The sequence below is a fragment of the Massilia sp. Root351 genome (genome assembly GCF_001425045.1).
In the GTDB taxonomy this organism is placed as follows: domain Bacteria; phylum Pseudomonadota; class Gammaproteobacteria; order Burkholderiales; family Burkholderiaceae_D; genus Rugamonas.
In genome coordinates, this window is record NZ_LMDJ01000002.1 from 240701 (window position 1) to 266169 (window position 25469).

Annotated in this window: 17 protein-coding genes; 16 read left to right on the top strand and 1 reads right to left on the bottom strand. The window is 67.0% G+C overall.

Annotated features, from left to right (window positions below; all coding sequences use genetic code 11):
* Positions 1 to 136: 136 nt before the first annotated feature.
* The 8 genes from ASD15_RS05975 (at position 137) to ASD15_RS06010 (ending at position 11460) form a co-directional block, all read left to right on the top strand.
* Positions 137 to 3844 carry a nitrate reductase subunit alpha gene (locus ASD15_RS05975; RefSeq protein WP_057153890.1) on the top strand — a complete coding sequence of 1236 codons (3708 nt, stop codon included), beginning with the start codon at positions 137 to 139 and terminating at the stop codon, positions 3842 to 3844.
* Positions 3841 to 5397: a nitrate reductase subunit beta gene (gene narH, locus ASD15_RS05980; protein WP_057153891.1), complete on the top strand. Its 1557-nt coding sequence runs from the start codon at positions 3841 to 3843 to the stop codon at positions 5395 to 5397. The genes ASD15_RS05975 and narH overlap by 4 nt, the downstream gene beginning before the upstream one ends.
* 67 nt (positions 5398 to 5464) lie before the next feature.
* On the top strand, positions 5465 to 6145 hold the full coding sequence (gene narJ, locus ASD15_RS05985; protein ID WP_057153967.1) for a nitrate reductase molybdenum cofactor assembly chaperone: 681 nt from the start codon (positions 5465 to 5467) through the stop codon (positions 6143 to 6145).
* Positions 6146 to 6155: 10 nt separating this feature from the next.
* Entirely contained in the window at positions 6156 to 6839 is a 684-nt protein-coding gene (narI, locus tag ASD15_RS05990; RefSeq protein ID WP_057153892.1) for a respiratory nitrate reductase subunit gamma, read from the top strand.
* 10 nt (positions 6840 to 6849) lie between these two features.
* A complete protein-coding gene (locus ASD15_RS05995) occupies positions 6850 to 7614 on the top strand; it encodes a peptidylprolyl isomerase (protein WP_057153893.1) in 765 nt (254 codons plus the stop codon).
* Positions 7615 to 7746: 132 nt separating this feature from the next.
* Positions 7747 to 8721, top strand: a complete 975-nt coding sequence (moaA, locus tag ASD15_RS06000) for a GTP 3',8-cyclase MoaA (protein ID WP_057153894.1) — start codon at positions 7747 to 7749, stop codon at positions 8719 to 8721.
* Between the two features lie 62 nt (positions 8722 to 8783).
* A complete protein-coding gene (locus tag ASD15_RS06005; RefSeq protein WP_057153895.1) occupies positions 8784 to 10766 on the top strand; it encodes a type IV pili methyl-accepting chemotaxis transducer N-terminal domain-containing protein in 1983 nt (660 codons plus the stop codon).
* A 28-nt stretch (positions 10767 to 10794) separates the two neighbouring features.
* Positions 10795 to 11460 carry a response regulator gene (locus ASD15_RS06010; RefSeq protein ID WP_057153896.1) on the top strand — a complete coding sequence of 222 codons (666 nt, stop codon included), beginning with the start codon at positions 10795 to 10797 and terminating at the stop codon, positions 11458 to 11460.
* A gap of 49 nt (positions 11461 to 11509) precedes the next feature.
* Here the strand turns inward: ASD15_RS06010 and ASD15_RS06015 are convergent, their stop codons facing one another.
* On the bottom strand, positions 11510 to 11761 hold the full coding sequence (locus ASD15_RS06015; RefSeq protein ID WP_082551601.1) for a heavy-metal-associated domain-containing protein: 252 nt from the start codon (positions 11759 to 11761) through the stop codon (positions 11510 to 11512).
* A gap of 189 nt (positions 11762 to 11950) precedes the next feature.
* On the opposite strand from ASD15_RS06015, the gene ASD15_RS06020 reads away from it, so the two are divergent.
* From ASD15_RS06020 to ASD15_RS33635, 8 genes are all read left to right on the top strand, one after another.
* Positions 11951 to 13213: an NnrS family protein gene (locus ASD15_RS06020; RefSeq protein ID WP_057153897.1), complete on the top strand. Its 1263-nt coding sequence runs from the start codon at positions 11951 to 11953 to the stop codon at positions 13211 to 13213.
* A gap of 1 nt (position 13214) precedes the next feature.
* Complete coding sequence (locus tag ASD15_RS06025) at positions 13215 to 13586, top strand: hypothetical protein (protein WP_057153898.1); 372 nt, start codon at positions 13215 to 13217, stop codon at positions 13584 to 13586.
* Between the two features lie 114 nt (positions 13587 to 13700).
* Entirely contained in the window at positions 13701 to 15158 is a 1458-nt protein-coding gene (locus ASD15_RS06030; RefSeq protein ID WP_057153899.1) for a Gfo/Idh/MocA family protein, read from the top strand.
* A 195-nt stretch (positions 15159 to 15353) separates the two neighbouring features.
* Positions 15354 to 18266 (top strand): TonB-dependent receptor domain-containing protein, encoded by a 2913-nt coding sequence (locus ASD15_RS06035; protein ID WP_057153900.1) that lies wholly within the window; start codon positions 15354 to 15356, stop codon positions 18264 to 18266.
* A gap of 97 nt (positions 18267 to 18363) precedes the next feature.
* Positions 18364 to 20613: a hypothetical protein gene (locus ASD15_RS06040; RefSeq protein WP_057153901.1), complete on the top strand. Its 2250-nt coding sequence runs from the start codon at positions 18364 to 18366 to the stop codon at positions 20611 to 20613.
* Positions 20610 to 22205, top strand: a complete 1596-nt coding sequence (locus ASD15_RS06045; RefSeq protein WP_082551602.1) for a DUF5060 domain-containing protein — start codon at positions 20610 to 20612, stop codon at positions 22203 to 22205. Before ASD15_RS06040 ends, ASD15_RS06045 begins: the two co-directional genes overlap by 4 nt.
* Before the next feature lie 11 nt (positions 22206 to 22216).
* Positions 22217 to 23620 (top strand): pectate lyase, encoded by a 1404-nt coding sequence (gene pelA / locus ASD15_RS06050; protein WP_229418077.1) that lies wholly within the window; start codon positions 22217 to 22219, stop codon positions 23618 to 23620.
* Between the two features lie 152 nt (positions 23621 to 23772).
* Entirely contained in the window at positions 23773 to 25410 is a 1638-nt protein-coding gene (locus ASD15_RS33635; protein ID WP_082551603.1) for a methyl-accepting chemotaxis protein, read from the top strand.
* Positions 25411 to 25469 lie beyond the last annotated feature (59 nt).

Genomic DNA, 25469 nt, shown 5'->3' on the forward strand with positions numbered 1-25469 from the left:
GCCGTGCCGGATGCACTTCTTGCCAATATCCAATAGGGCGCCGTCTTCGTAGACTGCTTCCATCGACGGCTCCATGCATGTTGCGTGGAGCGGTGTTTATAGCCCGGCGCCCGACAGGCGCCAGCGAGGAGCCAGCATGAGTCATTTTTTGGATCGCCTGAATTTCTTCAGCAAGGCCAGGTCAACCTTTTCCAACGGCCACGGCGCCGTGGTGGACGAGGACCGCACCTGGGAGAACGCTTACCGCCAGCGCTGGCAGCATGACAAGATCGTGCGCTCGACGCACGGCGTGAACTGCACCGGCTCCTGCAGCTGGAAGGTGTATGTGAAGAACGGGCTGATTACCTGGGAAACCCAGCAGACCGATTATCCGCGCACCCGCCCGGACCTGCCCAACCACGAGCCGCGCGGCTGCCCGCGCGGCGCCAGCTATTCCTGGTACGTGTACTCGGCGCAGCGCGTGAAGTATCCGATGGTGCGCGGCCGCCTGATGGAGATGTGGCGCGAGGCGCGCGTGACCATGGATCCGGTCACCGCCTGGGAGTACATCAGCCAGGACCCGGCCCGCGCGGCCCGCTACAAGACCGTGCGCGGCCAGGGCGGCTTCGTGCGCGCTTCGTGGGACGACGCCAACGAGATGATGGCCGCCGCCAATGCCTACACCATCAAGAAGTTCGGCCCGGACCGCATCGTCGGCTTCTCGCCGATTCCCGCCATGTCCATGGTCAGCTACGCGGCCGGCACGCGCTACCTGTCGCTGATCGGCGGCGTGGCGCTGAGCTTCTATGACTGGTACTGCGACTTGCCTCCGGCCAGCCCGCAGGTATGGGGCGAGCAGACCGACGTGCCGGAATCGGCCGACTGGTACAACTCGACCTACCTGATGGTGTGGGGCTCGAACGTGCCGATGACGCGCACCCCCGACGCCCATTTCTACACCGAGGTGCGCTACAAGGGCACCAAGACCGTGGCCGTGTCGTCCGACTTCGGCGAGATGGCCAAGTTCGGCGACATCTGGCTGGCGCCCAAGCAGGGCACCGACGCCGCGCTGGCCATGGCCATGGGCCACGTGATCCTGAAGGAATTCCACACCGAGGGCCAGTCGAAGTACTTCAAGGAGTACGCCAAGCAGTACACCGACTTCCCCATGCTGGTGCTGCTCAAGGAGCATAATGGCCACCTGGCGCCGGACTACTTCCTGCGCGCCTCGCACCTGGACCACAGCCTGGATGAGACCAACAATCCGGAATGGAAAACCCTGGTGATCGACGAGGCCAGCGGCGCCATCGTGGCGCCGGCCGGCTCGATCGGCTTCCGCTGGGGCGAGTCCGGCAAGTGGAACCTGGAGATGAAGCAGGGCGGCAACGGCCAGCCGGTCGATCCGCAGCTGTCGCTGCTGGGCGCCGGCGGCGAGGTACTGCCGGTGGCCTTCCCTTACTTCGGCGGCAAGGACGCTTCCGATATCCTGCTGCGCAACGTGCCCGTCAAGCGCCTGACCCTGGCCGACGGCAGCAGCGCGCTGGTGGCCACCGTGTTCGACCTGACCCTGGCCAACTACGGCGTGGACCGCGGCCTGGGCGGCGGCAACGTCGCTTCCAGCTACGAGGACGACGTGCCCTACACGCCGGCCTGGCAGGTCAAGCACACCGGCGTGAAGGCGGCCGACGTCATCACCGTGGCGCGCCAGTTCGCCGAGAACGCCGACAAGACGCGCGGCAAGAGCATGGTCATCGTGGGCGCGGCGCTGAACCACTGGTATCACATGGACATGACCTATCGCGGCATCATCAACATGCTGATGATGTGCGGCTGTATCGGCCAGTCCGGCGGCGGCTGGGCGCACTACGTGGGCCAGGAGAAGCTGCGTCCGCAAACCGGCTGGACGCCGCTGGCCTTTGCGCAGGACTGGAACCGTCCGATGCGCCAGATGAACGGCACCTCCTTCTTCTACGCCCACACCAGCCAGTGGCGCCATGAGAAGCTGCACACCGACGAAATCGCCTCGCCGCTGGCCGGCGGCGACGTGGCGCCGATGACGCTGCTGGACTATAACGCCAAGGCCGAACGCCTGGGCTGGCTGCCTTCCGCGCCGCAGCTGCAAACCAATCCGCTGGAAGTGACGCGCGCCGCCGCCGCCGCCGGCATGGCGCCGGGCGCGTATGCGGTACAGCAGATCAAGGACGGCAAGCTGCAGTTCTCCTGCGACGATCCGGACAACCCCGCCAACTTCCCGCGCAATATGTTCGTGTGGCGCTCCAACATCCTGGGCAGCTCGGGCAAGGGCCACGAGTACTTCCTGAAGTACCTGCTGGGCACCCAGAACGCGCTGATGAGCGACGAGGACCATTGCATCAAGCCGCGCGACGTCAAGGTGCGTCCCGCCGCGGAGGGCAAGCTGGACCTGCTGGTGGTGCTGGACTTCCGCATGTCCACCACCTGCCTGTATGGCGACATCGTGCTGCCGACCGCCACCTGGTACGAAAAGGACGACCTGAACACGTCCGACATGCACCCCTTCATCCATCCGCTGTCCGAAGCCGTGCAGCCGCTGTGGCAATCGCGCTCGGACTGGGAGATCTACAAGGGACTGGCCAAGAAGTTCGAGGAAATCGGCGGCGCCTACCTGGGCACGCAGCAGGACCTGGTGCTCACGCCGCTGATGCACGACACCCCCGGTGAACTGGGCCAGCCTTTCGATCCCAAGGACTGGCGCGCCGGCGAGTGCGAGCCGGTGCCGGGCAAGACCATGCCCAACCTGACCGTGGTGGAGCGCGACTACACGCAGATCCACAAGAAGTTCACCTCCATCGGCCCGCTGCTGGAGAAACTGGGCAACGGCGGCAAGGGCATCAGCTGGAAGACCGGCCACGAAGTCGACGTGCTGCGCGGCATCAACCGCACTGTGCTGGCCGAGGGCGTGAGCCATGGCCAGCCGCGCCTGGACACGGCCATCGACGCGGCCGAGATGATCCTGTCGCTGGCGCCGGAAACCAATGGCCACGTGGCGGTCAAGGCCTGGGAGGCGCTGTCGAAGATCACCGGCCGCGACCACACCCATTTGGCGCTGCCGCGCGAGCATGACAGCATCCGCTTCCGCGACGTGCAGGCGCAGCCGCGCAAGATCATTTCCTCGCCCACCTGGTCGGGCCTGGAGTCGGAAGAGGTGAGCTACAACGCCTGCTACACCAACGTGCACGAACTGATCCCATGGCGCACGCTGACCGGCCGCCAGCAGTTCTATCAGGATCACCGCTGGATGCGCGACTTCGGCGAGGGCCTGTGCGTGTACAAGCCGGCCATCAATACCAAGACCACGGCGGCCACGCTGGGCGCCAGGCCGAACGGCAACAAGGAGATTGCGCTCAACTTCATCACGCCGCACCAGAAGTGGGGTATCCACTCCACCTATTCGGACAACCTGCGCATGCTGACGCTGTCGCGCGGCGGACCGCACGTGTGGCTGTCGGAGACGGACGCCAAAACGGCCGGCATCGTGGACAACGACTGGATCGAGGTGTTCAACGTGAACGGCACGCTGACGGCGCGCGCCATCGTGAGCCAGCGCGTACCGGAGGGCATGACGCTGATGTACCACGCCCAGGAAAAAATCGTCAACACGCCGGGCGCCGAGATGTCGGGCAAGCGCGGCGGCATCCACAACTCGGTCACCCGCGCCGTGACCAAGCCGACCCACATGATCGGCGGCTATGCGCAACTGTCGTGGGGCTTTAACTACTACGGCACGGTGGGGTCGAACCGCGATGAATTCGTCCTGGTGCGCAAGATGAACAAGGTGGATTGGCTGGAAGGTCCGCTGGTGGAAAAACAAGGGAGCAAAGCATGAAAATTCGCGCGCAAATCGGCATGGTCCTGAACCTGGACAAGTGCATCGGCTGCCATACCTGCTCGGTCACGTGCAAGAACGTGTGGACCAGCCGGGACGGCGTGGAGTACGCCTGGTTCAACAACGTGGAAACCAAGCCCGGCATCGGCTATCCCAAGCAGTGGGAGAACCAGGACAAGTGGAACGGCGGCTGGCGCCGCACCGGCGCGGGCAAGATCGAGCCGCGCCAGGGCAGCCGGCTGAAGATACTGGCCAACATTTTCTCCAACCCGAACCTGCCGCAGATCGACGAGTATTACGAGCCGTTCACCTATGACTATGAGCGCCTGCAGAACGCGCCGCTGTCGGAAACGCCGCCCACCGCCCGTCCCATTTCGGTGCTGACCGGGAAGAAGATGGACAAGATCGAGTGGGGTCCGAATTGGGAGGATGACCTGGGCGGCGAGTTCGCGCAGCGCAGCCAGGACAAGCTGTTCGACAATATGCAGAAGGAGATGTACGGCACCTTCGAGAACACCTTCATGATGTACCTGCCGCGCCTGTGCGAGCATTGCCTGAATCCGACTTGCGTGGCGTCCTGCCCGTCGGGCTCGGTGTACAAGCGCGAAGACGACGGCATCGTGCTGATCGACCAGGACAAGTGCCGCGGCTGGCGCATGTGCATCTCCGGTTGCCCGTACAAGAAGATTTACTACAACTGGTCGTCCGGCAAGGCCGAGAAGTGCACCTTCTGCTACCCGCGCATCGAGGCGGGCCAGCCTACCGTGTGCTCGGAGACCTGCGTGGGCCGCATCCGCTACCTGGGCGTGCTGCTGTACGACGCCGACCGCATCGAGGCCGCCGCCTCGGTGGCCGACGAGCGCGACCTGTATCCGTCGCAACTGGGCCTGTTCCTGGACCCGCACGATCCTGCCATCATCGAGGAAGCGCGCCGCCAGGGCATCCCGGACGCGTGGCTGGAGTCGGCCAAACGCTCGCCGGTCTACAAGATGGCGGTGGAGTGGAAGGTGGCGTTCCCGCTGCATCCCGAATACCGCACCTTGCCCATGGTGTGGTACATCCCGCCGCTGTCGCCAATCCAGGCGGCGGCCGAATCGGGCAAGCTGGGCCGCAACGGCATCCTGCCGGACACGCAAAGCCTGCGCATCCCGGTGCAGTACCTGGCCAACCTGCTGACGGCGGGCGACCAGGTGCCGGTGGTGAGGGCGCTGGACCGCATGCTGGCCATGCGCGCTTACATGCGCGGCAAGAGCGTGGAGGGCGTGGAGCTGCTGGACGTGCTGAAGCAGGTTGGCCTGGACAAGGCCACCGTGGAGGACATGTACCACATCATGGCCATCGCCAACTACGAGGACCGCTTCGTGATCCCGAGCAGCCACAAGGAGATGGCCGAGGACAGCTTCAATGAGAAGGGCAGCTGCGGCTTCAGCTTCGGCAACGGCTGCTCGGACGGCGTGAGCGACGCCAGCCTGTTCGGCAAGCGCAAGCACGGTTCCACCATCTTTGTGTCCATGCCCAAGTCGCGCAAGAAGAAGGAGGCGCTCGATGTCTGATCTAGCCCATGATCTGGCCCATGAGACGGCCCCGGCGTCGCCGCTGGCCGCCGCCGCGAACGGCGCCATGCGCGGCCTGCAGGTGCTGTCGGCCCTGCTGCTCTACCCGGAAGCGGAGATGATCGCCGCGCTGCCCGAGCTGCGCCAGGCGCTGGACAGCCAGCCTTTCTGGCAGGCGCGCCTGCAGCCGCTGTTCGACCACCTGGGCGGCGCCCGGCTGATCGACCTGCAGCAGCAGTACGTGCAGACCTTCGACCGCAGCCCCGGCCACTCGCTGCACCTGTTCGAGCATATCCACGGCGAGTCGCGCGACCGCGGCCAGGCCATGGTGGACTTGCTGGCCGAGTACAGCAAGCACGGCCTGCAAATGGTGGGCGACGACCTGCCGGACTATGTGCCGCTGTTCCTGGAGTTCCTGTCGCAGCAGGACGCGGACACCGCGCTGCCGCTGCTGGGCGACGCGATCCATGTGCTGGCCCATCTGGGCCGCAAGCTGCGCGCCTCGGGCAGCCCGTACGCCTGCGTGTTCGACCTGGTCGAAACGCTCAGCCCCGTCGTCCCCGAGGAGCTGAGCGAGCCGCCGGTGCGCGACATGGACGAGGCGCTGGAGACCTTCGGCCCCGGCGCCGACGGCGTCGAGCCGCTGCTGGCCGGCGCAGCGATGGGTATCGGCGCGGCCGGCCCCATCGCGGGCGGCCAGCAACCCATCCATTTCTACCCGCGCGCGGCCGGCGCGGCGCAACCCTGAGGAGAGAATCATGAGTTACCTGCACCAATTCCTGTTCGGGATTTATCCCTATATTGCGCTGGCGGTGTTCCTGCTGGGCAGCCTGGTCCGCTTCGACCGCGAGCAATACAGCTGGCGTTCGGAATCCAGCCAGGTGCTGCACACCGGCCTGCTGCGCTGGGGCAGCCCGCTGTTCCATCTCGGCGTGCTCGGACTGCTGGGCGGCCACGCGGCCGGCCTGCTGACACCGGTCGGCGTGTGGGATGCGCTGGGCGTAACCCACGGCGCCAAGCAGATGGTGGCCATGGTGGCCGGCGGCGTGATGGGCAGCCTGTGCCTGATCGGCCTGCTGATGCTGCTGGCACGCCGCTTCAGCAACGACCGCGTGCGCCACGCCACCAGCCTGAAGGACAAGCTGGTGCTGCTGTGGCTGCTGGCCACCTTGCTGCTGGGCCTGAGCTCCATCTTCGTCTCGGCCGGCCACATGGACGGCCACATGATGGTGCTGCTGATGAACTGGGCCCAGCACGTGGTGACCTTCCGCGGCGACGCCGCCAGCTTCATCGTCGATGCGCCGCTGGTGTTCAAGCTGCACCTGTTCATGGGCATGTCGCTGTTCGTGATCTTCCCCTTCACCCGCCTGGTGCATGTGTGGAGCGGCTTCGGCGCGCTGGCCTATCTGAACCGCGCTTTCCAACTGGTGCGTTCGCGCTAAGGAGAACACTATGGGTATTGCCATCAACGGTGTCGACATCACCGACGCGCAGATCGCCAGCGAGCTGCCGCACCACCGGCACGCCGCCAATCCGCTCAAGCAGGCGGTGCACGAGGTGGTGCTGCGCCAGCTGCTGCTGCAGGAGGCGGCCCGCCTGGGTGTGGGCGCCGGCCTGGAGGGACAGCCGCTGGACGAGGATGACTTGATCGAGGCGCTGTTCGAGCTGGAGCTGCGGGTGCCGCCGGTCACGGACGACGCCTGCCGCCGCTACTACCAGGGCCGGCTGGAGCGCTACCGCACCGGCGCCGTGCTGGAGGCGCGCCACATCCTGTTCCAGGTGACGCCCGCCGCGCCGCTGGAGCTGCTGCGCGGGACGGCCGAGCTGCTGCTGGCCGAGCTGCAGGCCAACCCGGAGCGCTTCGAGGAGCTGGCGCGCACCTATTCGAACTGCCCGTCGGGCGCCGTGGGCGGCAGCCTGGGCCAGCTGCAGCGCGGCCAGTGTGTGCCGGAGTTCGAAGCGCTGCTGTTCCGGCTGCAGCCGGGCGAGCTGGCCGGGCGCCTGCTGGAAACCCGCTTTGGCTTGCATATCGTGCAAGTGATGCGCAGCGATCCGGGCCACCTGGTGCCGTACGAGGCGGTGGCGGCGCAGATCGCCGACGAACTGGGGCGCCAGAGCTGGCAGCGCGCGCTGCACCAGTACATGCGCATCCTGGCCGGCCGCGCCGCCATCGAGGGCGTGGAGCTGGAAGGCGTGGACACGCCGCTGGTGCAGTAAGCAGGCATAGGCATGTAGGGGAACGGGACAGGGGGCTAGTCATTTCGGGCTAGTCCCCTAGTCCTTCATGGGCAGTGGCAAAGACCGCCCGCGCCGCTACAATCGGCTTAATCGATATGAAGGAGCATCACGATGTTAAGCGACCGGTTTGGCCGTAGCATCGATTACCTGCGGGTGTCGGTGACGGATCGCTGCGATTTGCGTTGCACATATTGCATGCCCAAGGATTTCAAGGGTTTCGAGGATCCGCCGGACTGGCTCAGCTTTGAAGAAATCGAACGGGTGGTGGGCGCCTTTGCCCGCCTGGGTACGCGCCGCGTGCGCCTGACCGGGGGCGAACCGCTGACGCGGCGCGGCCTGCCGCGGCTGGCCGCCAGCCTGGCCGCCTTGCCGGGCGTGCAGGACCTGTCGCTGTCCACCAACGCCACCCGGCTGGCGCGCCATGCCGCGGCGCTGCGCGCAGCTGGGGTAGGGCGCCTGAACGTGAGCCTGGACGCGCTGGACCGCCAGGCCATGTGCAGCATCACCGGGCGCGACAGCCTGCCGTCCATCCTGGAAGGGCTGGCCGCCGCCAGGGCAGCGGGTTTCGACCCGATCAAGATCAATATGGTGGCAATGCGCGGCGTAAACGACAGCCAGATCGACGCCATGGTGGCGTTTTGCATAGCACAGCGCTTCATGCTGCGCCTGATCGAGGTCATGCCCATGGGCGCCAGTGGCCAGGACGCCAGCTTCATGGACCTGGCGCCGGTGCAGCGCCGCCTGCAGGAGCGCTTCGGCCTCAGGCCGCAGGCGCTGGAACTGGGCGGCGGCCCGGCGCGCTACCTGTGCACGCCGGACGGGGAAGTCAGCATCGGCTTCATCACGCCGCTGTCGCAGCACTTCTGCGCCACCTGCAACCGGGTGCGGCTGTCGGTGGACGGCACCCTGTACCTGTGCCTGGGCCAGGAGGAGAAATGCGAGCTGCGGCCGCTGCTGCGGGGCGGGGCCAGCGACGCGGAACTGGAGCAGGCCATCCGCGCGGCCATCGAATTGAAGCCGCAGCAACACGATTTCGGCCGCCAGCCGGAGAAGATCATTCGTTTCATGTCGCAGACCGGGGGCTAGCAAGCGGGCGCTGCCGTGTATACTTAACGTCGTACAGCATTGCAGCGCAAAGGAGAAGCACCATGGCAGAGAGCATTGCGGCAGGCCGCGCAGCGGGCAGTACCGGCGCGCGCGCGCCGCTGTTTGCAGCCTGGCAACGGCTGTCGACGCGCATCGTCGGCGTGCTGGTGAGTTTCCTGGCCGTGGCCCTGCTGGTCATCGGCGGCACCTTGCTGCTGTCCTGGCAGCTCGAGGGCAGCGCCGCCGCCATCAACGTGACAGGCAGCCTGCGCATGCACAGCTACAAGCTGGGCATGCAGTTGAGTAATTTGCAAGCCCGGCAGGACAACGCGGCCGCGCGCGAAGAGATCCGCCTGCAGACCGCAGTCATCGGCGACACGCTGTCGCAGCTGCGCCACGGCGATCCGCGCCGCCCGCTGTTTTTGCCGCCGGCATCCCCCATCCGCAGCAATTTCGACCAGGTCGAGCGCCAGTGGCGCGACGAGCTGGCGCCGCTGGCGGCCACGCTGCTGCGCCAGCAAAGCGTGAGCGCCACCGATGCCCGCATGCTCGAGGGGCGCACCGCGCGCTTCGTGGCGGCCGCCGACGCCCTGGTGCAGCAGATCGAGCGCGACAGCGAAGAGCGCACCTTCTGGCTGCGCGGCTCGCAGCTGATGCTGCTGGCGCTGGCGCTGGTGGGCACGGTCAGCATCATCTACCTGTTCTTCAATATGATCGTCACGCCCGTGACCCGGCTGCAGGAGGGCATGGAGCGCATGCGCGAGCGCGATTTCGAGGTGCGCCTGCCGGTCGACAGCCAGGACGAGCTGGGCCAGCTGACCACCGGCTTTAACCAGATGGCCGACCGCCTGCAGCGCGTCTACGGCGGGTTGAATGAACTGGTGAGCAGCAAGACCGCCGCGCTGGAGGAGCAGAACAGGGAGCTGGCGCTGTTGTACGACAGCGCCGCCTTCCTGCAGCAGCCGCAATCGGCCGAGGCGCTGTGCGAGGGCTTCCTGCAACGCCTGTGCGACTATTTCAAGGCCGACGGCGGCACCGTGCGCATGCTGGACCCGCTGCGCAGCAACCTGCACATGCTGGTGCACCGGGGCATTTCGGAGGAACTGGCGGAGGATGAACACTGCATCAAGGTGGGCGACTGCCTGTGCGGCGACGCGGTGCAGCAGAAAGTCTCGGTGGTGCACGACATGCGCCGCACCGATCCGGCCCGGAACCTGCGCTGCCACCGCGAGGGCTATGCCACCGTGTCGGTATTCCACATCTATGCACAGCAGCAGCACCTGGGCTTCTTCAACTTGCATTTCCGCGAGCCGACCCTGATCGACGCTGGCCGCCGCGCCTTGCTCGACACCCTGGGCCAACTGCTCGGTACCGCCATCGAGAACCAGCGCCTGGCCGGGCGCGAGCGCGAGATGGCCATTTCGGAGGAGCGCAACCTGGTGGCGCAGGGCCTGCACGACAGCATCGCCCAGGGCCTCAATTTCCTGCATCTGCAGGTGCAGATGCTGGAACAGTCGCTGGCCGCCGGCGAGCAGGACGAGGCGGCAGACATCGTGCCGCAGCTGCGCGCCGGCGTGGAGGAGAGTTACCAGGACGTGCGCGAACTGCTGCACAATTTCCGCGCCCGCCTGCCGGAGGGCAATATCGCCACCTCGCTGCAGGAAACGGTGGACAAGTTCCGGCGCCAGACCGGCATTCCGGCCGAACTGGTGGCCGACAGCGACGGCGCGCCGCTGCCGCGCGAGCAGCAGCTGCAGTTGCTGTTTATCGTGCAGGAGGCGCTGTCGAACGTGCGCAAGCATGCCGGCGCCACGCAGGTCAACGTGTGCCTGCAGGACCGCCAGGACTTCAGCCTGAGCATCGAGGACAACGGCGCCGGCTTTGCGCCGGAGCTGCTGGCACAGCGTGGCGAAGGCCACGTCGGCATCCATATCATGCGCGAGCGCGCGCAGCGCATCGACGCCAGGCTCGAAGTGCAATCCAGCCCGGGCAAGGGCACCCGCGTCGAGCTGCACCTGCCCAAGGCGGTGCGGCGCGCCGCCTGAACCGAACAACACCGCAGAAAGGTAATCCATGCAAGCTGCCGACCAACCCATCACCGTGCTGCTGGTTGACGACCACACCCTGTTTCGCAGCGGCGTGCGTTCGCTGCTGCAGCGCCACCCGGAGTTTTCCGTGGTGGGCGAGGCGGCCGACGGCGTGGAAGGCATCAAGCGCGCGCAGCAGCTCAAGCCGCAGGTGGTGCTGCTGGACCTGAACATGCCTGGCATGTCCGGCGTCGAAACGCTGCAGCTGATGCTGCAGGACTGCCCGGACAGCGCCATCGTCATGCTCACCGTGTCCGAGGATGCGACCGACCTGGCGGTGGCGCTGCGCGCCGGTGCGTCCGGCTACCTGCTGAAAAATATCGATACCGAGGCGCTGACGCGGGCCATACGCCGCGCCGCGGAAGGGCAGACCGTGGTGGCCGAGGCCATGACGGCCAAGCTGGTGGCCCAGCTGCACGGCGCGCCGTCGGCGCCGCCGGTGTCGGACCTGGACAAGCTGACTCCGCGCGAGCGCGACATCATCGCCGGCCTGGCGCGCGGCGAAAGCAACAAGCTGATCGCGCGCACGCTGGACCTGTCGGAAAGCACGGTGAAGATCCACGTGCAAAATGTGCTGAAGAAGCTGAAACTGAACAGCCGGGTGCAGGCGGCGGTGTATGCCGTCGAGCACCGGCTGACCGGGGAGCGGTAGCTCTTGCCTTAGTTGGCGCGGCAGACGTGGCTGCCGCGCCGGCGCTGGCTTAGCCGCCGCAGCAGCCGCCGCAGCATCCGCCGCCGGTGCCCGCCGGCTCGGCCGGATAGCCGGCCTGCGCCAGGCTGCCCGCCAGCGACTGCGGCGTGGCCTGGCGCTCGTCGTACTGCACGCTGGCCAGGCAATTGAGCAGCGACACGCGCACGTCCGCCACGCCGCCGACCCCTGCCAGCACCTTGGCCACCTTGTCGGCGCAAGCTTCGCCGTTCATGCCGTCGATTTTCAATACTGCGTTTTGCATTTTTCTCTCCATCTATCAATGTATCAATTGGTGCCGTCAGCGTAAGCCAGGCGCGCCCTGGCGTCGATGGGAAATACCTTTTGCGCAGCGGTATTTCTGTATTCCTTGACTTGGATCATCTTTGCCCGTGACGGCGCTTCACAAGCTTTGCGGACGCGCAGAAAATGTGCTTTTTAGGAGCACCAAATCATGAGCCTGATGCATATCGAAGAGCCTCCCGCCGCAGTGCGCGGCGCCACACACTTGCCGCACTTCCAGCGCCATCCCTTGTGGCGGCTGGGCTTCCGACCCTTCTACCTGGCCGCCGCGCTGCTGGCCGCGCTTGCCGTGCCGCTGTGGATGGCGCGCCTGTACGGCTGGCTGGACGGCTTCGGCGCGGCGCTCCACATCGGCGTGGGCTGGCATATGCACGAGATGGTGTTCGGCATGGCCAGCGCCGTCATCGTCGGCTTCCTGTACACGGCGGGCCGCAACTGGACCGGGCTTGGGACCCCGGCCGGCGGCAAGCTGGCCGCCATCGTGCTGCTGTGGGTGGCCGGACGGGTGGCCATGCTGTTCGGCGGCGGCGAAGCCGGAGCCAACGCTTCCCCCCCGGCGCTGCTGGCCGCGCTGGTGGACCTGGCTTTCCTGCCGGTGGCGGCGTGGCCGCTGTGGCGCGTGCTGCAGCAGTCCGGCAACCGCCGCAACTATTTCCTGGTCGGCTTGCTGGCCTTGCTGGCGCTGGCCAACGCGGCCTATCACGCCGCCACGCTGGGCTGGCCGGGCGCCGTCATCGCGCCCGGCCGCGCGGTGCAGGCCGCCATCCTGCTGATCGTGGTGATGGAGTCAGCCATTGGCACCCGCGTCATCCCCATGTTTACGCGCAACGGCGCGCCCGGCAGTGCGCCGGTCAGCCATGTGCGCACCGACCAGGGATCGATCGGCCTGCTGGCCGCCACCGCCCTGGCCTGGACGGCCGCGGCGCCTGCCTGGCTGCTCGCGCCGCTGGCTGGCGCAGCCGGCGCGCTGGTGCTGCTGCGCCTGTGGCGCTGGCAGCCGCTGCGCACCGTGCGCGTGCCGCTGCTGTGGGTGCTGCACCTGTCCTACGCCTGGATAGGCGCAGGCATGCTGCTGCTGGCGCTGGCCTCGATGGGCATGGTGTCCGCCAGCGCCGCCTTCCACGCGCTGGCGGTCGGTTCCATGGCGGGCCTGATCATCGGCATGATGACGCGCACCACGCTGGGCCACACCGGCCGCATGCTGAAAGCGGGCAGGGCGGAGACGGCCATGTTCGTGCTGATCCAGCTGGGCGCGCTGGCGCGCGTGGCGGCGGCCCTGCTGAGCGGCATCGGCGGCCTGTATGCCGCGCTGCTGCTGGTGAGCGCGGCCTGCTGGAGCGCCGCCTTCGCCGCCTACGCGCTGGTGTATGCGCCTTACCTGGCCAGCGCCCGCATCGACGGCAAGGAGGGCTGACATGGCGCCGCATCCGCAAGCCGCCGACATCGCCCTGTTCGCCGAAGTGCACGACGCGCTGCTGGAGCAGGTGGCCGACCTGCTGCAGCGCCCGGAACCGGCGCTGGCGGCCGGCCTGATTGGCCTGATCGACGACCTGGAGTCCGATTTCGGCGTGGAGAACGACCTGATGGCGGCGCTGGCCTGTGACAGCCATGCGGCGCACGCCGCCCAGCATGCGGCGCTGCTGGCCTGGCTCAGGGGCTTGCCGCTGGGCGACGCGGCCGCCTGCCGCGCCGCGCTGGCGGCCTTGCCCGGCTGGTTCGAGCACCACCTGGACCGCTGGGACACGCTGCTCGCGCTGGCCCTGCGGGAGGCCGCCCATCCCATGTGATCACTTGTTTGATTGGTCCAGCCAATTTTGTAATTGGTCTTGCCACAGTTTTCCCGCAGGGCTACCATGTTCCCGGCACTATTGCCTGGAAGATGATAACTGAGGGGAGACAGCATGGACGAAAAAGGTCGCGGACCGATGGGCCGGCGTACAGTATTGAAGGCGGCGGGCGCCGCCGGGCTGGCGTTGGCGGCAGGGGCGGGCAATGTCTTTGCGGCCGAGGCGCGCAAGCGCTACGCCGTGGTGGGCGTGGGCTCGCGGGCGCGCATGTTCACCGGCGCCATCACCGGCGCCTACAAGGAGCGCAACGAGATCGTGGCGGTGTGCGACCGCAACCCGGGCCGCGCGGCGCTGGCGGTCAGGAAGATCAGCGCCACCGGCAGCGGCACGCCGAAAGCCTATGCGCCGGACGACTTCGAACGCATGATCCGCGAAACCAGGCCGCAGTTCGTCATCGTCACCACCACCGACGCCAGCCATGACGACTACATCGTGCGTGCGCTGGACGCCGGCTGCGACGTCATCACCGAAAAGCCGATGACCACCACCGCCGACAAGGCGCAGCGCATCCTGGACGCCGTCAAGCGCAGCGGGCGCCATATCCGCGTCACCTTCAACTACCGCTATTCGCCGCCGCGCACCCAGGTCAAGGAGCTGCTGATGAGCGGCGAGATCGGCGACGTGCTGTCGGTGGACTTCACCTGGCTGCTCAACACCAGGCACGGTGCCGACTATTTCCGCCGCTGGCACAGCGACAAGGCCAATTCCGGCGGGCTGATGGTGCACAAGGCCACCCACCATTTCGACCTGGTGAACTGGTGGCTGGGCGCGCAGCCGGAAACCGTGCACGCTTTCGGCTCGCGCCAGTTCTATACCCCGGTAATGGCCAAGCGCATGGGGCTGCAGGGCGCGCACCAGCGCTGCCTGACGTGCACCGAGAAGGCCAAGTGCGGTTTCTACTTCGACCTGGCGGCGGACAACGGCCTGAAGGAACTGTACCTGGACAACGAGAAGCACGACGGCTACTACCGCGACCAGTGCGTATGGCGTCCCGAGATCAACATCGAGGACACCATGAACGTCATGGTCCGCTACGACAATGGCGCGCAGCTGAACTACGCGCTGTCGGCCTACGACGCATGGGAGGGCTATCACATCGCCTTTAACGGCACCAAGGGCCGCATCGAGCACCGCATCGTGGAGTCGGCCGGGGTGGCGGGGGCCAGTGAGATCCAGAGCAAGAGCAACAACGTGCAGACGCGCGTGATCCCGCTGCGCGGCAACGCGCGCGAAATCGAACCGTGGACCGGCACCGGCGGCCATGGCGGCGGCGACGACGCCATGCTCAAGGAGATTTTCGGCGACGCCCCGGCGGACAAGTACAAGCGCGTGTCCGACGAGCGGGCCGGGGCGTATTCCATCCTGGTGGGCGTGGCGGCCAACCGGTGTTTCGAAACCGGCGCCACCGTGCGCATCGCCGACATGGTGACGGGACTGACGCCGCCGGACCGCGCGCCCATGCCGGACCGTAGTGCGCCGCTGCCCATGCCGGCGCGGGTGAAGATGCCCTGAGGCCGCCCTCAGCGGCCGGGCATAAGGCTGGCTGCGGCGTGCATCGATGTGGACAAATAGCAACGTCGTAGCCAGTCTGGTCTGAACTGTGAGGTTTTTCTTGTTAAGGTGGTCTAACCAATTTACTATCTGGCTATACCAAATAAAAGATTGATCGAGCCACTTCGATTGCCTACCTTAAGGAGGAGACCCCCCATGAAGCAAGCAGGTAAACCCAATTTACAACGTGCGGCGCTGGCTGCAGCCGTCAGCCTGGCGGTGTTGCAGATGGCCGCTCCGGCCCATGCGCAGACCGCCCCGGCGGGCGAGCAGCAGGTGCAGGCCGTGGTCGTCACCGGCTCGCTGATCCGCCGCGTCGCCGATGAGGGCGCCACCCCTCTGACCACCGTCAAGGCCACCGAACTGGAAGCGCGCGGCCACACCGAGCTCAAAGACCTGGTGCTGGAGCAGCCGCAATCGCTGTCTCTGGGCACCAACTCCGGCGCCGCAGGCCCCGTGACCAACCTGCGCGGCCTGGGCCCGATGCGCACCCTGTCGCTGCTGAACGGCCGCCGCCTGGCCAACGAGCCGCTGCAGGACCAGTATGTATCGGTCAACGTGATGCCGCGCATGGCGCTGGACCGCGTGGACACGCTGAGCGGCGGCGCCGCATCGATCTACGGCGCGGACGCCATCGGCGGCGTGCAGAACTACTGGACCAAGCGCGGCTACCAGGGCGCCGCCATCAAGGCCGAATACGCCACGCCGGAGATGAGCGGCGGCGGCGACACCAAGAGCATCGGCGCCATCTTCGGCTACGGCAACCTGAACAAGGATGGCTTCAACGCCTATATCGCCGTCGATCACCAGAAGAAAACCGCGCTGTTCCAGGCCGACCGCCCCAAGCAGCATGATCCGGAGATCCTGCGCACGCTGGGCCTGGGCCTGCTGCCCGATGCGCGCAACCCCAGCCCGATCGCCAACTTCGGCTTCACCCGCGCCGCCAACTCGAACTACAACCCGGCCTTCGCCACCGGCTGCGCCGCGCCGTACGCGCTGCCGACACTGGGCAACGCCAGCGCCAACACGCCGCCGGTGTACGCGCCTGGCTGCTACCGCAATCCGCTGTTCTGGAACGCCGTCACCGACGGCAGCGAGATCACCAACGTGGCCGCACGCGCCAGCTGGAACCTGTCCGGCGGCCACCGCATCGACCTGGACGTCCTGCGCAGCAATTTCACCGTGCAGAAGTACCGCGGCATGCAGGTGCCGGGCGCCACGCAGCCGTTCACCACGTACTCGCTGCCGTCCACCAGCCGCTTCTACCCGGGCAAGGGCATCACCCCGGGCGTGCAGGTCGTGGGCAGCAACACCGGGTCCAACACGCCGGCCATGTTCATCGACAGCAGCAAGACGCCCGGCGCGGTCAGCAACCTGAACCTGAACAACCGCACCGTCTTCTTCCAGTGGGGCCCGGCCGAACTGGGGCCTGCCTACCGCAACGACGAGCAAAGCAACAACCGCATCGTGCTGTCGGCCGAAGGCGAAGTGCTGGGCTGGGACTACCGCACCGGCTTGAACTACGGCGCTTCCGAGCGCGACACGCGCGTCGGCGAAGGCTACATCCTGTACAGCAAGGCGCAGGAAGGTTTCGACAAGGGCATCCTCAATCCGTTCGGCCTGCAGGACGAAGCCGGCGCGCAGTACCTGCGCGACATCCAGGCCAACGACTACACCTATCGCCTGAACAAGGCCTACAACAAGAGCGTGGACGTGACGTTCTCGCGCGCCCTGATGGCGCTGGGCGGCGGCGACCTGACCCTGGCGGTGTCCGGCGAATTGCGGCGCGATTCGGCACGCACCTTCAACGCACCGCTGGACTATGTGCTGAAGAAGGCCGACGGCAGCTACAATATCGACGCATCCGGCAACGTGGTGCAGTCCGACCTGGTGGGTGAAACCCCGCAGGGCGTGGCCAAGAAGCTGAAGCGCGACATTTCCTCGCTGGTACTGGAGATGGATGCGCCGCTGACGTCCAGCTTCCTGCTGAACGGCTCGGTGCGCGCCGACCACTACGACGACCTGAAGCAGACCACCGTCAATCCCAAGCTGGCCGCGCGCTGGCAGCCGATCCAGTCGCTGGTGCTGCGCAGCTCCCTGTCGACCGGCTTCCGCGCCCCGTCCATCATGGACATCCAGAACCCGACGCCGGAAGTGCGCACCCAGGTGATGGACGATCCGGTCCTGTGTCCAAGCTCGCAGCCGACGGTGGCCGGCACCGGTACGCCAAAGGCTGGCTACACCGCCGACCAGGTCTGCAACGTGACCACCAACTACTGGACCAAGACGCCGAACAACGCCTTCCTCAAGCCTGAAAAGTCGCGCGGCTTCTCGTTCGGCGGCGCTTACGAGCCGATCAAGGACCTGGCGCTGACGGTCGACTACTGGGGCCTGAAGCTGAAGGACGTGCTGGGCGCGCTGACTATCGCCGAAGTGCAGCAGAACCCGGCCAAATACGCCGAGTACATCATCCGCGGCTCGAACGGCGTGATCGACCACATCGTGGCCAGCCAGGCCAACCGTGGCCAGTCCCGCATCCGTGGCGCGGACGTGTCGGCCAGCTACCGTTTCCCGGCCACCAGCATCGGCACCTTCAACGCGAAAATCGACGCCACCTGGTACCACAAGTACGAGTTCCAGAGCGAGAAGGACGGCGCATGGCTGTCGAACATCGGCATCATCACCAACGATGGCCGCTTCGGTGGCGCAGGTCCAAACTCCGGCCTGGCGGGTATGCCGCAGATCAATCCGCGCTGGAAGTACACCGCGGCTGTGACCTACAACACCGGCGACTGGAGCAGCACCCTGTCGCAGCGCTTCCAGACTGGCCTGAACGACCTGACCCCGCGCGCCGGCTCCTCGCTGACCACGGTGGATTCGTACAGCCAGTACAACCTGAATGTGCGTTACAAGGGCTTCAAGAACACCACCATCAGCCTGGGTGTCAACAACCTGACCAACGAATGGCCGCCACTGACCTCCAACAGCATCTACAGCGGCGGCTATGTGACCAGCATGGCCGACATGATGGGCCGTGTGTACCGCTTGTCGGTTGAATACAAGTTCTAAGGAACTTGCATGAAGGGCGCGGCTCCGCTATGCGGGGCCGCGCTTGTTTGCATTTGCCGCCTTGCCGGCGCGCACAGACAGGAGGCCGCATTCCGCCATGACGCACCGTAGCCGCACCGGTATCGCAGGTATCATTGGTATCGCATTCATTCTCGCGTTGGCGGCAGGCGTGCCGGCGCACTCCGCCAATCCGATCGACCGCCAGGCGCTGGCGGCTCGGCACTCGCCGCATCTGACCGCCATGGATATCATGGCCCCGCTCAGCGTGGGCAATGGCCGCTTTTGCTTCACGGCCGACGTCACCGGCCTGCAGACCTTTCCCGAACACTACCGCGCCGGCGGCACGCCGCTGGAAACGCAGGCGCGCTGGTCCTGGCACCAGAACGCCAATCCCAATGGCTACAAGCTGTCCGACGCCAACCGCGACTACACCGCGTACGGGCGCACGCTGGGCTATCCCACCAGGTCCACCACGCCGGCTGGAATATGGCTGCGCGAAAATCCGCACATCCAGCCGCTGCCCCAGATCGGATTCGTGCTGGCAGGCGAGGGTGCACGCGCGCTGACAGCCGCCGACGTGAGCGCCATCGACCAGCGGCTCGACCTGTGGCGCGGACAGCTGGACAGCCGCGTCAAGCTGCTCGGCCAGCCGGCGCGTGTGCAAAGCACGGTCAGCCCTGACAGCGACACGCTGGCGCTGCGCATCGACACGGCGCTGTTCGCCAAAGACCTGGCCGGCGGCGGAAGCCTGAGCGGGGGCCGGGTTGCGGTGCGTATCGCCCTGCCGCTGGGCTACGACCTGGCAGCCGCCAGGCACAATCCGCCGCTGGACTGGTCGCAGCCCGGCGCCCACCAGACCACCGTGCTGGCGCAAACCGCGCGCACCCTGTCGGTTGAGCACAGCCGCGACGGCTCGCGCTACGCCATGACACTGGCCGCCGGCGCACCGCTCACGATCAGGCGCAGCGGCCCGCACACTTTCGACATCACGCCCGCGTCCGGCCGCGCAATGGACCTGACGCTGACCTTCACCCAGCGCAGTCCCGCGCCCGCCGCCGGGCCCGATGCCGGCGTCGCCGCCCCCATCGCCGCCAGGCTGGCCGCCGCACCGCCTGCAGCGGCCGTTTTCGCCCGCAGTGCTGCTCACTGGCGCGCCTACTGGCAATCCGGCGCCGCCGTCGACTTCAGCGGCAGTACCGATCCGCGCGCGCACGAACTGGAGCGCCGCGTGGTGCTGTCCCAGTATCTGGCCGCCATCCAGCTCGGCGGCGAGTTGCCCGCGCAGGAAAGCGGCCTCACCACCGCCACCTGGTTCGGCAAGCACCATACCGAAATGGTCTGGTGGCACACCGCCCACTTCGCGTTGTGGGGCCGCCCGGCTTATACCGCCCGCACGCTCGGCTGGTACCAGCGCACCTTGCCCTCCGCCCGCGCCGTGGCGGCGGAACGCGGCCTGAAAGGCGCGCGCTGGATGAAGATGACCGGCCCGGAAGGCCGCGAAAGCCCCGGCGGCAATCCGCTGATCGCCTGGAACCAGCCGCACGCCATCCACCTGGCCGAGCTGCTGTACCGCGCCGATCCCACGCCCGCCACCGTGGCGCGCTACGGCGAACTGGTGTCCGAAACTGCGCAGGCCATGGCCTCCATGCTGCACTGGGATGAAGCGGGCCAGCGCTACGTGCTCGGCCCGCCGCTGTGGATAGCGCAGGAAATTTACGACCAGTCCACCAGCATGAACCCGGCCTACGAACTCAGTTATTGGGCCTGGGGCCTGGAACAGGCACAGCAATGGCGCGAGCGCGCCGGCCTGCCGCGCGACCCGGACTGGGAGCACAAGCGCACCCACCTGTCCGCACTGCCGCAGAAGGACGGCAAGTACGTCGCCGTCGAATCCCATCCCGACACCTGGGACAACGTGGACAGCCGCCACGACCATCCATCCTTCCTGATGGCGCTCGGCCAGCTGCCCGGCGACGGCGTGGACCGCGACACCATGCGCCGAACGCTGGACGCTGTTCTGGCCCACTGGGACTGGGCCACCAAGATCTGGGGCTGGGATTACCCCATGATCGCCATGACGGCGGCCCGCCTGGGCGCCACGGAGCAGGCCGTGAACGTGCTGCTCAAATCGGACGGCCCGAACAACGGCTACACGCAGGCCGGCCACAATCCCAACAAGGGCTTGCCTGTCTATTTACCCGGCAACGGTGCGCTGCTGGCCGCCGTCGCCCTGATGGCTGGCGGCTGGGACGGCGCCCCAGCATGCGCTGCCCCTGCCTGCACCGCCCCCGGCTTCCCCGCAACAGGCTGGACCGTGCGCGCCGAAGGATTCAGGAGATTGCCATGATTCGACACGCATTTTTTCGCGCAGCCTTGCTTGTGCTCAGCTTCGCACTCGGCTTCGCCCCGGCCCGCGCCGGGGCGCAAGGCCCGCAAGCCACGCCGGCCGCTGTGGAGCGCTGGGGCAGCACGGAGATCACGCTGCCCGGGCCCAGTACCGGCAACCCCTTCATGGAAATCGATTTCTCCGCAACGTTCACCCAGGGCGCGCGCAAGGTCACCGTCCCCGGCTTCTACGACGGCGGCGGCCAGTACAAAGTGCGCTTCATGCCGGACGCGGTGGGCGTGTGGCGGTACGAGACCCACAGCAACCGCCCCGAACTGCGCGGCCACAAGGGCCAGCTCGCCGCCGTGGCGCCGTCGGCCGGCAACCACGGCCCGGTACGCGTGCGCAACGTGCGCCATTTCGCCTATGAGGACGGCACGCCGTACTGGCAAGTCGGGACCACCAGCTACGCCTGGGCGCACCAGACCGAGGCACTGGAACAGCAGACGCTGAAGACGCTGGCCGGCGCGCCGTTCAACAAACTGCGCATGGCCATCTTCCCCAACCATGACGACAAGAGCGAAGCGCCGCGCTTCCCCTTCGCCGGCCAGGCGCCGAAGGCGTGGGACTTCACGCGCTTCAATCCCGAATTCTTCCGCCACCTTGAACAGCGCGTCGGCCAGCTGCGCGACATCGGCGTCGAAGCGGACCTGATACTGTTCCACCCGTACGACAAGGGTTACTGGGGTTTCGACCGCATGCCGGCCGATGTGAACGAACGCTACCTGCGTTACGTTGTGGCCCGGCTCAGTTCCTACCGCAACGTGTGGTGGTCCATGGCCAACGAGTTCGACTTCCTCAAGGAGAAGAGCATGCCGGAATGGGACAGCTACTTCCAGACCGTTCAGGCCAGCGACCCGTACCAGCACCTGCGTTCCATCCACAATGCCTTCGTGTTCTACAACCACACCAAGCCATGGGTGACGCACGTGAGCGTGCAAAGCGGCGCCATTGCGGAAGACTACGAGCGCGCCGTGCTGCTGCGCGACGTCTACAACAAGCCGGTGGTGTACGACGAGGTCAAATACGAAGGCAATTTCTCGCGCCGCTGGGGCCAGCTCAAGCCCGAGGAAATGGTGCTGCGTTTCTGGATGGGCGCCATCGCGGGCACCTACGTCGGCCACAGCGAAAGCTATGAAGACCCGAACGGCATGATGTGGCTGGCGAAAGGCGGCGTCTTCAAGGGCGCAAGTCCGCCGCGCCTGGCCTTCTTTCGCAAGATCCTGAGCGAGAGCCCGTCCGCGGGGCTGGAGCCGATCGACAAATGGCAGGGCCATCCCTTCGCGGGCAAGCACGCCGAGTACTATCTGGGCTACTTCGGCCTCGGCGCGCCGAAGGAATGGCCTTTCCTGTTGTTCAAGACCGGCCTGCAGGACGGCATGAAATTCCGGGCCGAGGTCATCGACACGTGGAATATGACGGTCACGCCGGTGGACGGCACGTTCGAGATCGTCAAACGCGACAACTACTATTTCGCCGACAAGAACGGCCGCAGCATTGCGCTGCCCGGCCGGCCTTACATGGCGCTGCGCATCGTGAGGGTACAGCAATAATGGATACGAATATGAACAAGCCACACATGGCGCGCCTGCCGCAAGCCGTCGCCACTGCCTGCACCGTTTTCGCCGCCGCCGCGTTGCTGGCCCTTGGCGCGCCACCGGTTGCGGCGCATGCGGAAGTTGTCGGCCACATGCAGACGCCGGAAGCGCTGAGCGAAGCCCGCATCGCCAGCCTGGCGCAGGCGGAGCAGGGCGCCTGGCTCGCCTATCTTGCCCGTTCGCGCGCGTTGATGGCAGCCGACAAGGCCGCGCTGGCCGCCGAACGCGGCGGACAAGCTGCGCCCGCCGTCCCAGGCACAGCTCCCGCAGCCCCCGCGCCGGCCGCAGCCACACCGCCTGCCGCAGCCACCGTGCCGGCCGCGCCGCCGCGCAACGCCAGCGGCGATGGCGGCATGCCGCTGAACCATCCCGCTGCCTGGTACAGCGGCGCCGAGGCGCGCCGGGTGGCCGCCAACATTGCCAGCTTCCAGACGCCGGCCGGCGGCTGGGGCAAGAACGCCGACCGTTCCGCCGCGCCGCGCCAGCGCGGCCAGCACTACGTGGTGGACGACATGTACCCCGGCGCCGGCGCCACCAGGGACGCCTGGAGCTACGTCGGCACCATCGACAACAACGCCACTACCTCCGAGCTGCGTTTCCTGGCGCGCGTGCAGGCGCAGGCCCCCGGCGCCGACGGCGACGCCTACCGCGCGGCATTCCTGAAAGGCCTGCGCTACCTGCTCAACGCGCAATTCCCGAATGGCGGCTACCCCCAGGTCTACCCGCTGCAAGGCGGCTACCACGACGCGATCACCTACAACGACAACGCCATGGGCAGCGTGGTCCTGCTGATGTCCGAGATCGCCGCCGCACAGGGCGATTTCGCCTTCGTCCCCGCCGCCCTGGCAGGCGAGGCGGCTGCCGCGAACGCCAGGTCGGTGAAGCTGATCGTGGCCACCCAGCTGGTGGCCGGCGGCGTGCGCACCGGCTGGTGCCAGCAGTACGACGCGCTCACGGCGGCCCCGGTCGGCGCGCGCAACTTTGAACCGGTCGCGCTGGCCAGCGGCGAAAGCGCCGGGCTGATCACGCTGCTCATGCGCCTGCCCGACCCGGCGCCCGATACAGTGGCCGCGGTGCGCAACGCCGCCGCCTGGCTGCGGCGTGCCGCGCTGCGCGACGTCGCATGGACCGGCAAGGAGCCCGGCGTGGGCCGCAAGCTGGTGGCCAAGCCCGGCGCCGGCCCGCTGTGGTCGCGCTTCTACGACCTTGCCACCATGAAGCCCATCTTCGGCGACCGCGACCGCAGCATCCATGACGACGTCAATGCCATCAGCCTGGAACGCCGTAACGGCTACGCATGGTTCAGCAACGGCCCGGCCAAGGTTCTGGAAGCGTACGAACGCTGGCCGGCCGCGCGCATTGTTAATTGACCTGGACAACGCATGCAGTTAAAATAGATGCAACCTAGAAACATTTACATGTCGAAACCCAAGCTCCGTTTCAGCATCACACACAGGTGACAGCATCGTTCCGCCCCGATCAGCGCCGGGACGATGGCATTGCCCTGAAAACGGAGTTCCACATGTTCGCCAAAACAACCATCCGGTTGCGTCTTGTTTCCACCATGCTGTTGCTGGGCCTGCTGATTGTCGGCACCGGCTTGAGCGGCCTGCATGGCATGAACACCATCAATACCAGCTTGCGCGACGTCAATGCCAACACCATGCCGTCCGCGCTTGCGATTCTCAATTCGCAGTTGTCGCTGAGCCGTGCCCGCCTGGCGATGGACCGCGTCACCATGCATCCGGACGATCCGGACGCGGCCAGGACGCTGCAGCGCGCCGTCTCCTTCGTGGCGGAATCGGACAAAGCCTGGGGCAGCTATCTGGCGCTGCCGCAGAATGCGGCCGAGAAGGCGCTGTCGGACGAAATGGACAGCCGCCGCCGCAAATTCGCCGACGAGGGCTTCCATCGGCTGGTGGCGGCGGTCCGGGCGGGCGACGCCGCCAAGGCGGACGCTATCACGATGAAGCAGATGCAGCCGCTGTTCACCGCGCTGTCCGAGAGCGCGGCCAGGCTGACCGACTTCCAGGCCCGCAGCAATATGGCGCAGTTCGAGGCCAGCCAGGCCATGTACAGCCAGCGCCTGTGGCTGACGCTGGGCGCCATCGGCGGCGGCGTGCTGCTGATGCTGATCGCCTGCGTATCGCTGCTGCGTTCCATCCTGCACCCTATCGACCAGGCGGTCGGCCATTTCAACAGCATCGCCGGCGGCGACCTGTCCGGCCGCATCGCTGCGGACGGCCACGATGAAATGGCGGTGCTGATGCGCGGCCTGGCCGCCATGCAGGCCAAGCTGGCGCTGCTGGTGCGCGGCGTGCGCGACGGCACCGCGTCCATCGCCACGGCCACCCATGAAATCGCCGAGGGCAACCTGGACCTGTCGCGCCGCACCGAGCAGCAGGCCGCCAGCCTTGAGGAAACCGCCTCCTCGCTGGAAGAACTGACCGCCACCGTGCAGCAGAATTCCGAGCGCGCGCGCCAGTCGAACCAGTTGGCCCAGGCGGCCTCGGAGATTGCCGTCAAGGGCGGCGCCATCGTCAGCGGCGTGATCGGCACCATGGGCGCCATCCGCGAGTCGTCCACCCGTATCCAGGACATCATCGGCGTGATCGACGGCATCGCCTTCCAGACCAACATCCTGGCGCTGAACGCGGCGGTGGAAGCGGCCCGCGCCGGCGAGCAGGGACGCGGCTTCGCCGTGGTGGCCTCGGAAGTGCGCAGCCTGGCGCACCGCAGCGCGGACGCGGCCAAGGATATCAAGAGCCTGATCGGCGACTCGGTCGCCAAGGTGGACAGCGGCGGCCAGCAGGTGGGCGAGGCCGGCGCCACGATGGACGAGATCGTGGCCAGCATCCGCCGCGTGGCCGACATCATGGCCGATATCGCGGCGGCCGGGCACGAACAGGAAATGGGTATCGGGCAGATCAACCAGGCAGTGGCCGAACTGGACGACGTGACCCAGCAGAACGCGGCGCTGGTGGAGCAGGCCGCCGCCGCGTCGGAATCGCTGAAGGAACAGGCGGAAAGGCTGGCCGACGTGGCAGGCGCCTTCCGCATCGATGGCGGCCAGGCCGCGCCTGCGGCGCTTGGCCGCACCGTGCCGCTGCGGCCGGGCGCGCACCGTGCCGTCCCTGCCGGCCGCCTGCTGAGCGCCTGACCTGTCCAGCACCCCGTCGGCCCTTGCGAACGTAATACTTTCGAGTAATATTGATAAAA

Excerpts from the sequence above, each read along its gene's own strand:
- ASD15_RS05975 (WP_057153890.1), top strand. The coding sequence starts at position 137 with ATGAGTCATTTTTTGGATCGCCTGAATTTCTTCAGCAAGGCCAGGTCA.
- narH (WP_057153891.1), top strand. The coding sequence starts at position 3,841 with ATGAAAATTCGCGCGCAAATCGGCATGGTCCTGAACCTGGACAAGTGC.
- narJ (WP_057153967.1), top strand. The coding sequence starts at position 5,465 with ATGCGCGGCCTGCAGGTGCTGTCGGCCCTGCTGCTCTACCCGGAAGCG.
- narI (WP_057153892.1), top strand. The coding sequence starts at position 6,156 with ATGAGTTACCTGCACCAATTCCTGTTCGGGATTTATCCCTATATTGCG.
- ASD15_RS05995 (WP_057153893.1), top strand. The coding sequence starts at position 6,850 with ATGGGTATTGCCATCAACGGTGTCGACATCACCGACGCGCAGATCGCC.
- moaA (WP_057153894.1), top strand. The coding sequence starts at position 7,747 with ATGTTAAGCGACCGGTTTGGCCGTAGCATCGATTACCTGCGGGTGTCG.
- ASD15_RS06005 (WP_057153895.1), top strand. The coding sequence starts at position 8,784 with ATGGCAGAGAGCATTGCGGCAGGCCGCGCAGCGGGCAGTACCGGCGCG.
- ASD15_RS06010 (WP_057153896.1), top strand. The coding sequence starts at position 10,795 with ATGCAAGCTGCCGACCAACCCATCACCGTGCTGCTGGTTGACGACCAC.
- ASD15_RS06015 (WP_082551601.1), bottom strand. The coding sequence starts at position 11,761 with ATGCAAAACGCAGTATTGAAAATCGACGGCATGAACGGCGAAGCTTGC.
- ASD15_RS06020 (WP_057153897.1), top strand. The coding sequence starts at position 11,951 with ATGAGCCTGATGCATATCGAAGAGCCTCCCGCCGCAGTGCGCGGCGCC.
- ASD15_RS06025 (WP_057153898.1), top strand. The coding sequence starts at position 13,215 with ATGGCGCCGCATCCGCAAGCCGCCGACATCGCCCTGTTCGCCGAAGTG.
- ASD15_RS06030 (WP_057153899.1), top strand. The coding sequence starts at position 13,701 with ATGGACGAAAAAGGTCGCGGACCGATGGGCCGGCGTACAGTATTGAAG.
- ASD15_RS06035 (WP_057153900.1), top strand. The coding sequence starts at position 15,354 with ATGAAGCAAGCAGGTAAACCCAATTTACAACGTGCGGCGCTGGCTGCA.
- ASD15_RS06040 (WP_057153901.1), top strand. The coding sequence starts at position 18,364 with ATGACGCACCGTAGCCGCACCGGTATCGCAGGTATCATTGGTATCGCA.
- ASD15_RS06045 (WP_082551602.1), top strand. The coding sequence starts at position 20,610 with ATGATTCGACACGCATTTTTTCGCGCAGCCTTGCTTGTGCTCAGCTTC.
- pelA (WP_229418077.1), top strand. The coding sequence starts at position 22,217 with ATGAACAAGCCACACATGGCGCGCCTGCCGCAAGCCGTCGCCACTGCC.
- ASD15_RS33635 (WP_082551603.1), top strand. The coding sequence starts at position 23,773 with ATGTTCGCCAAAACAACCATCCGGTTGCGTCTTGTTTCCACCATGCTG.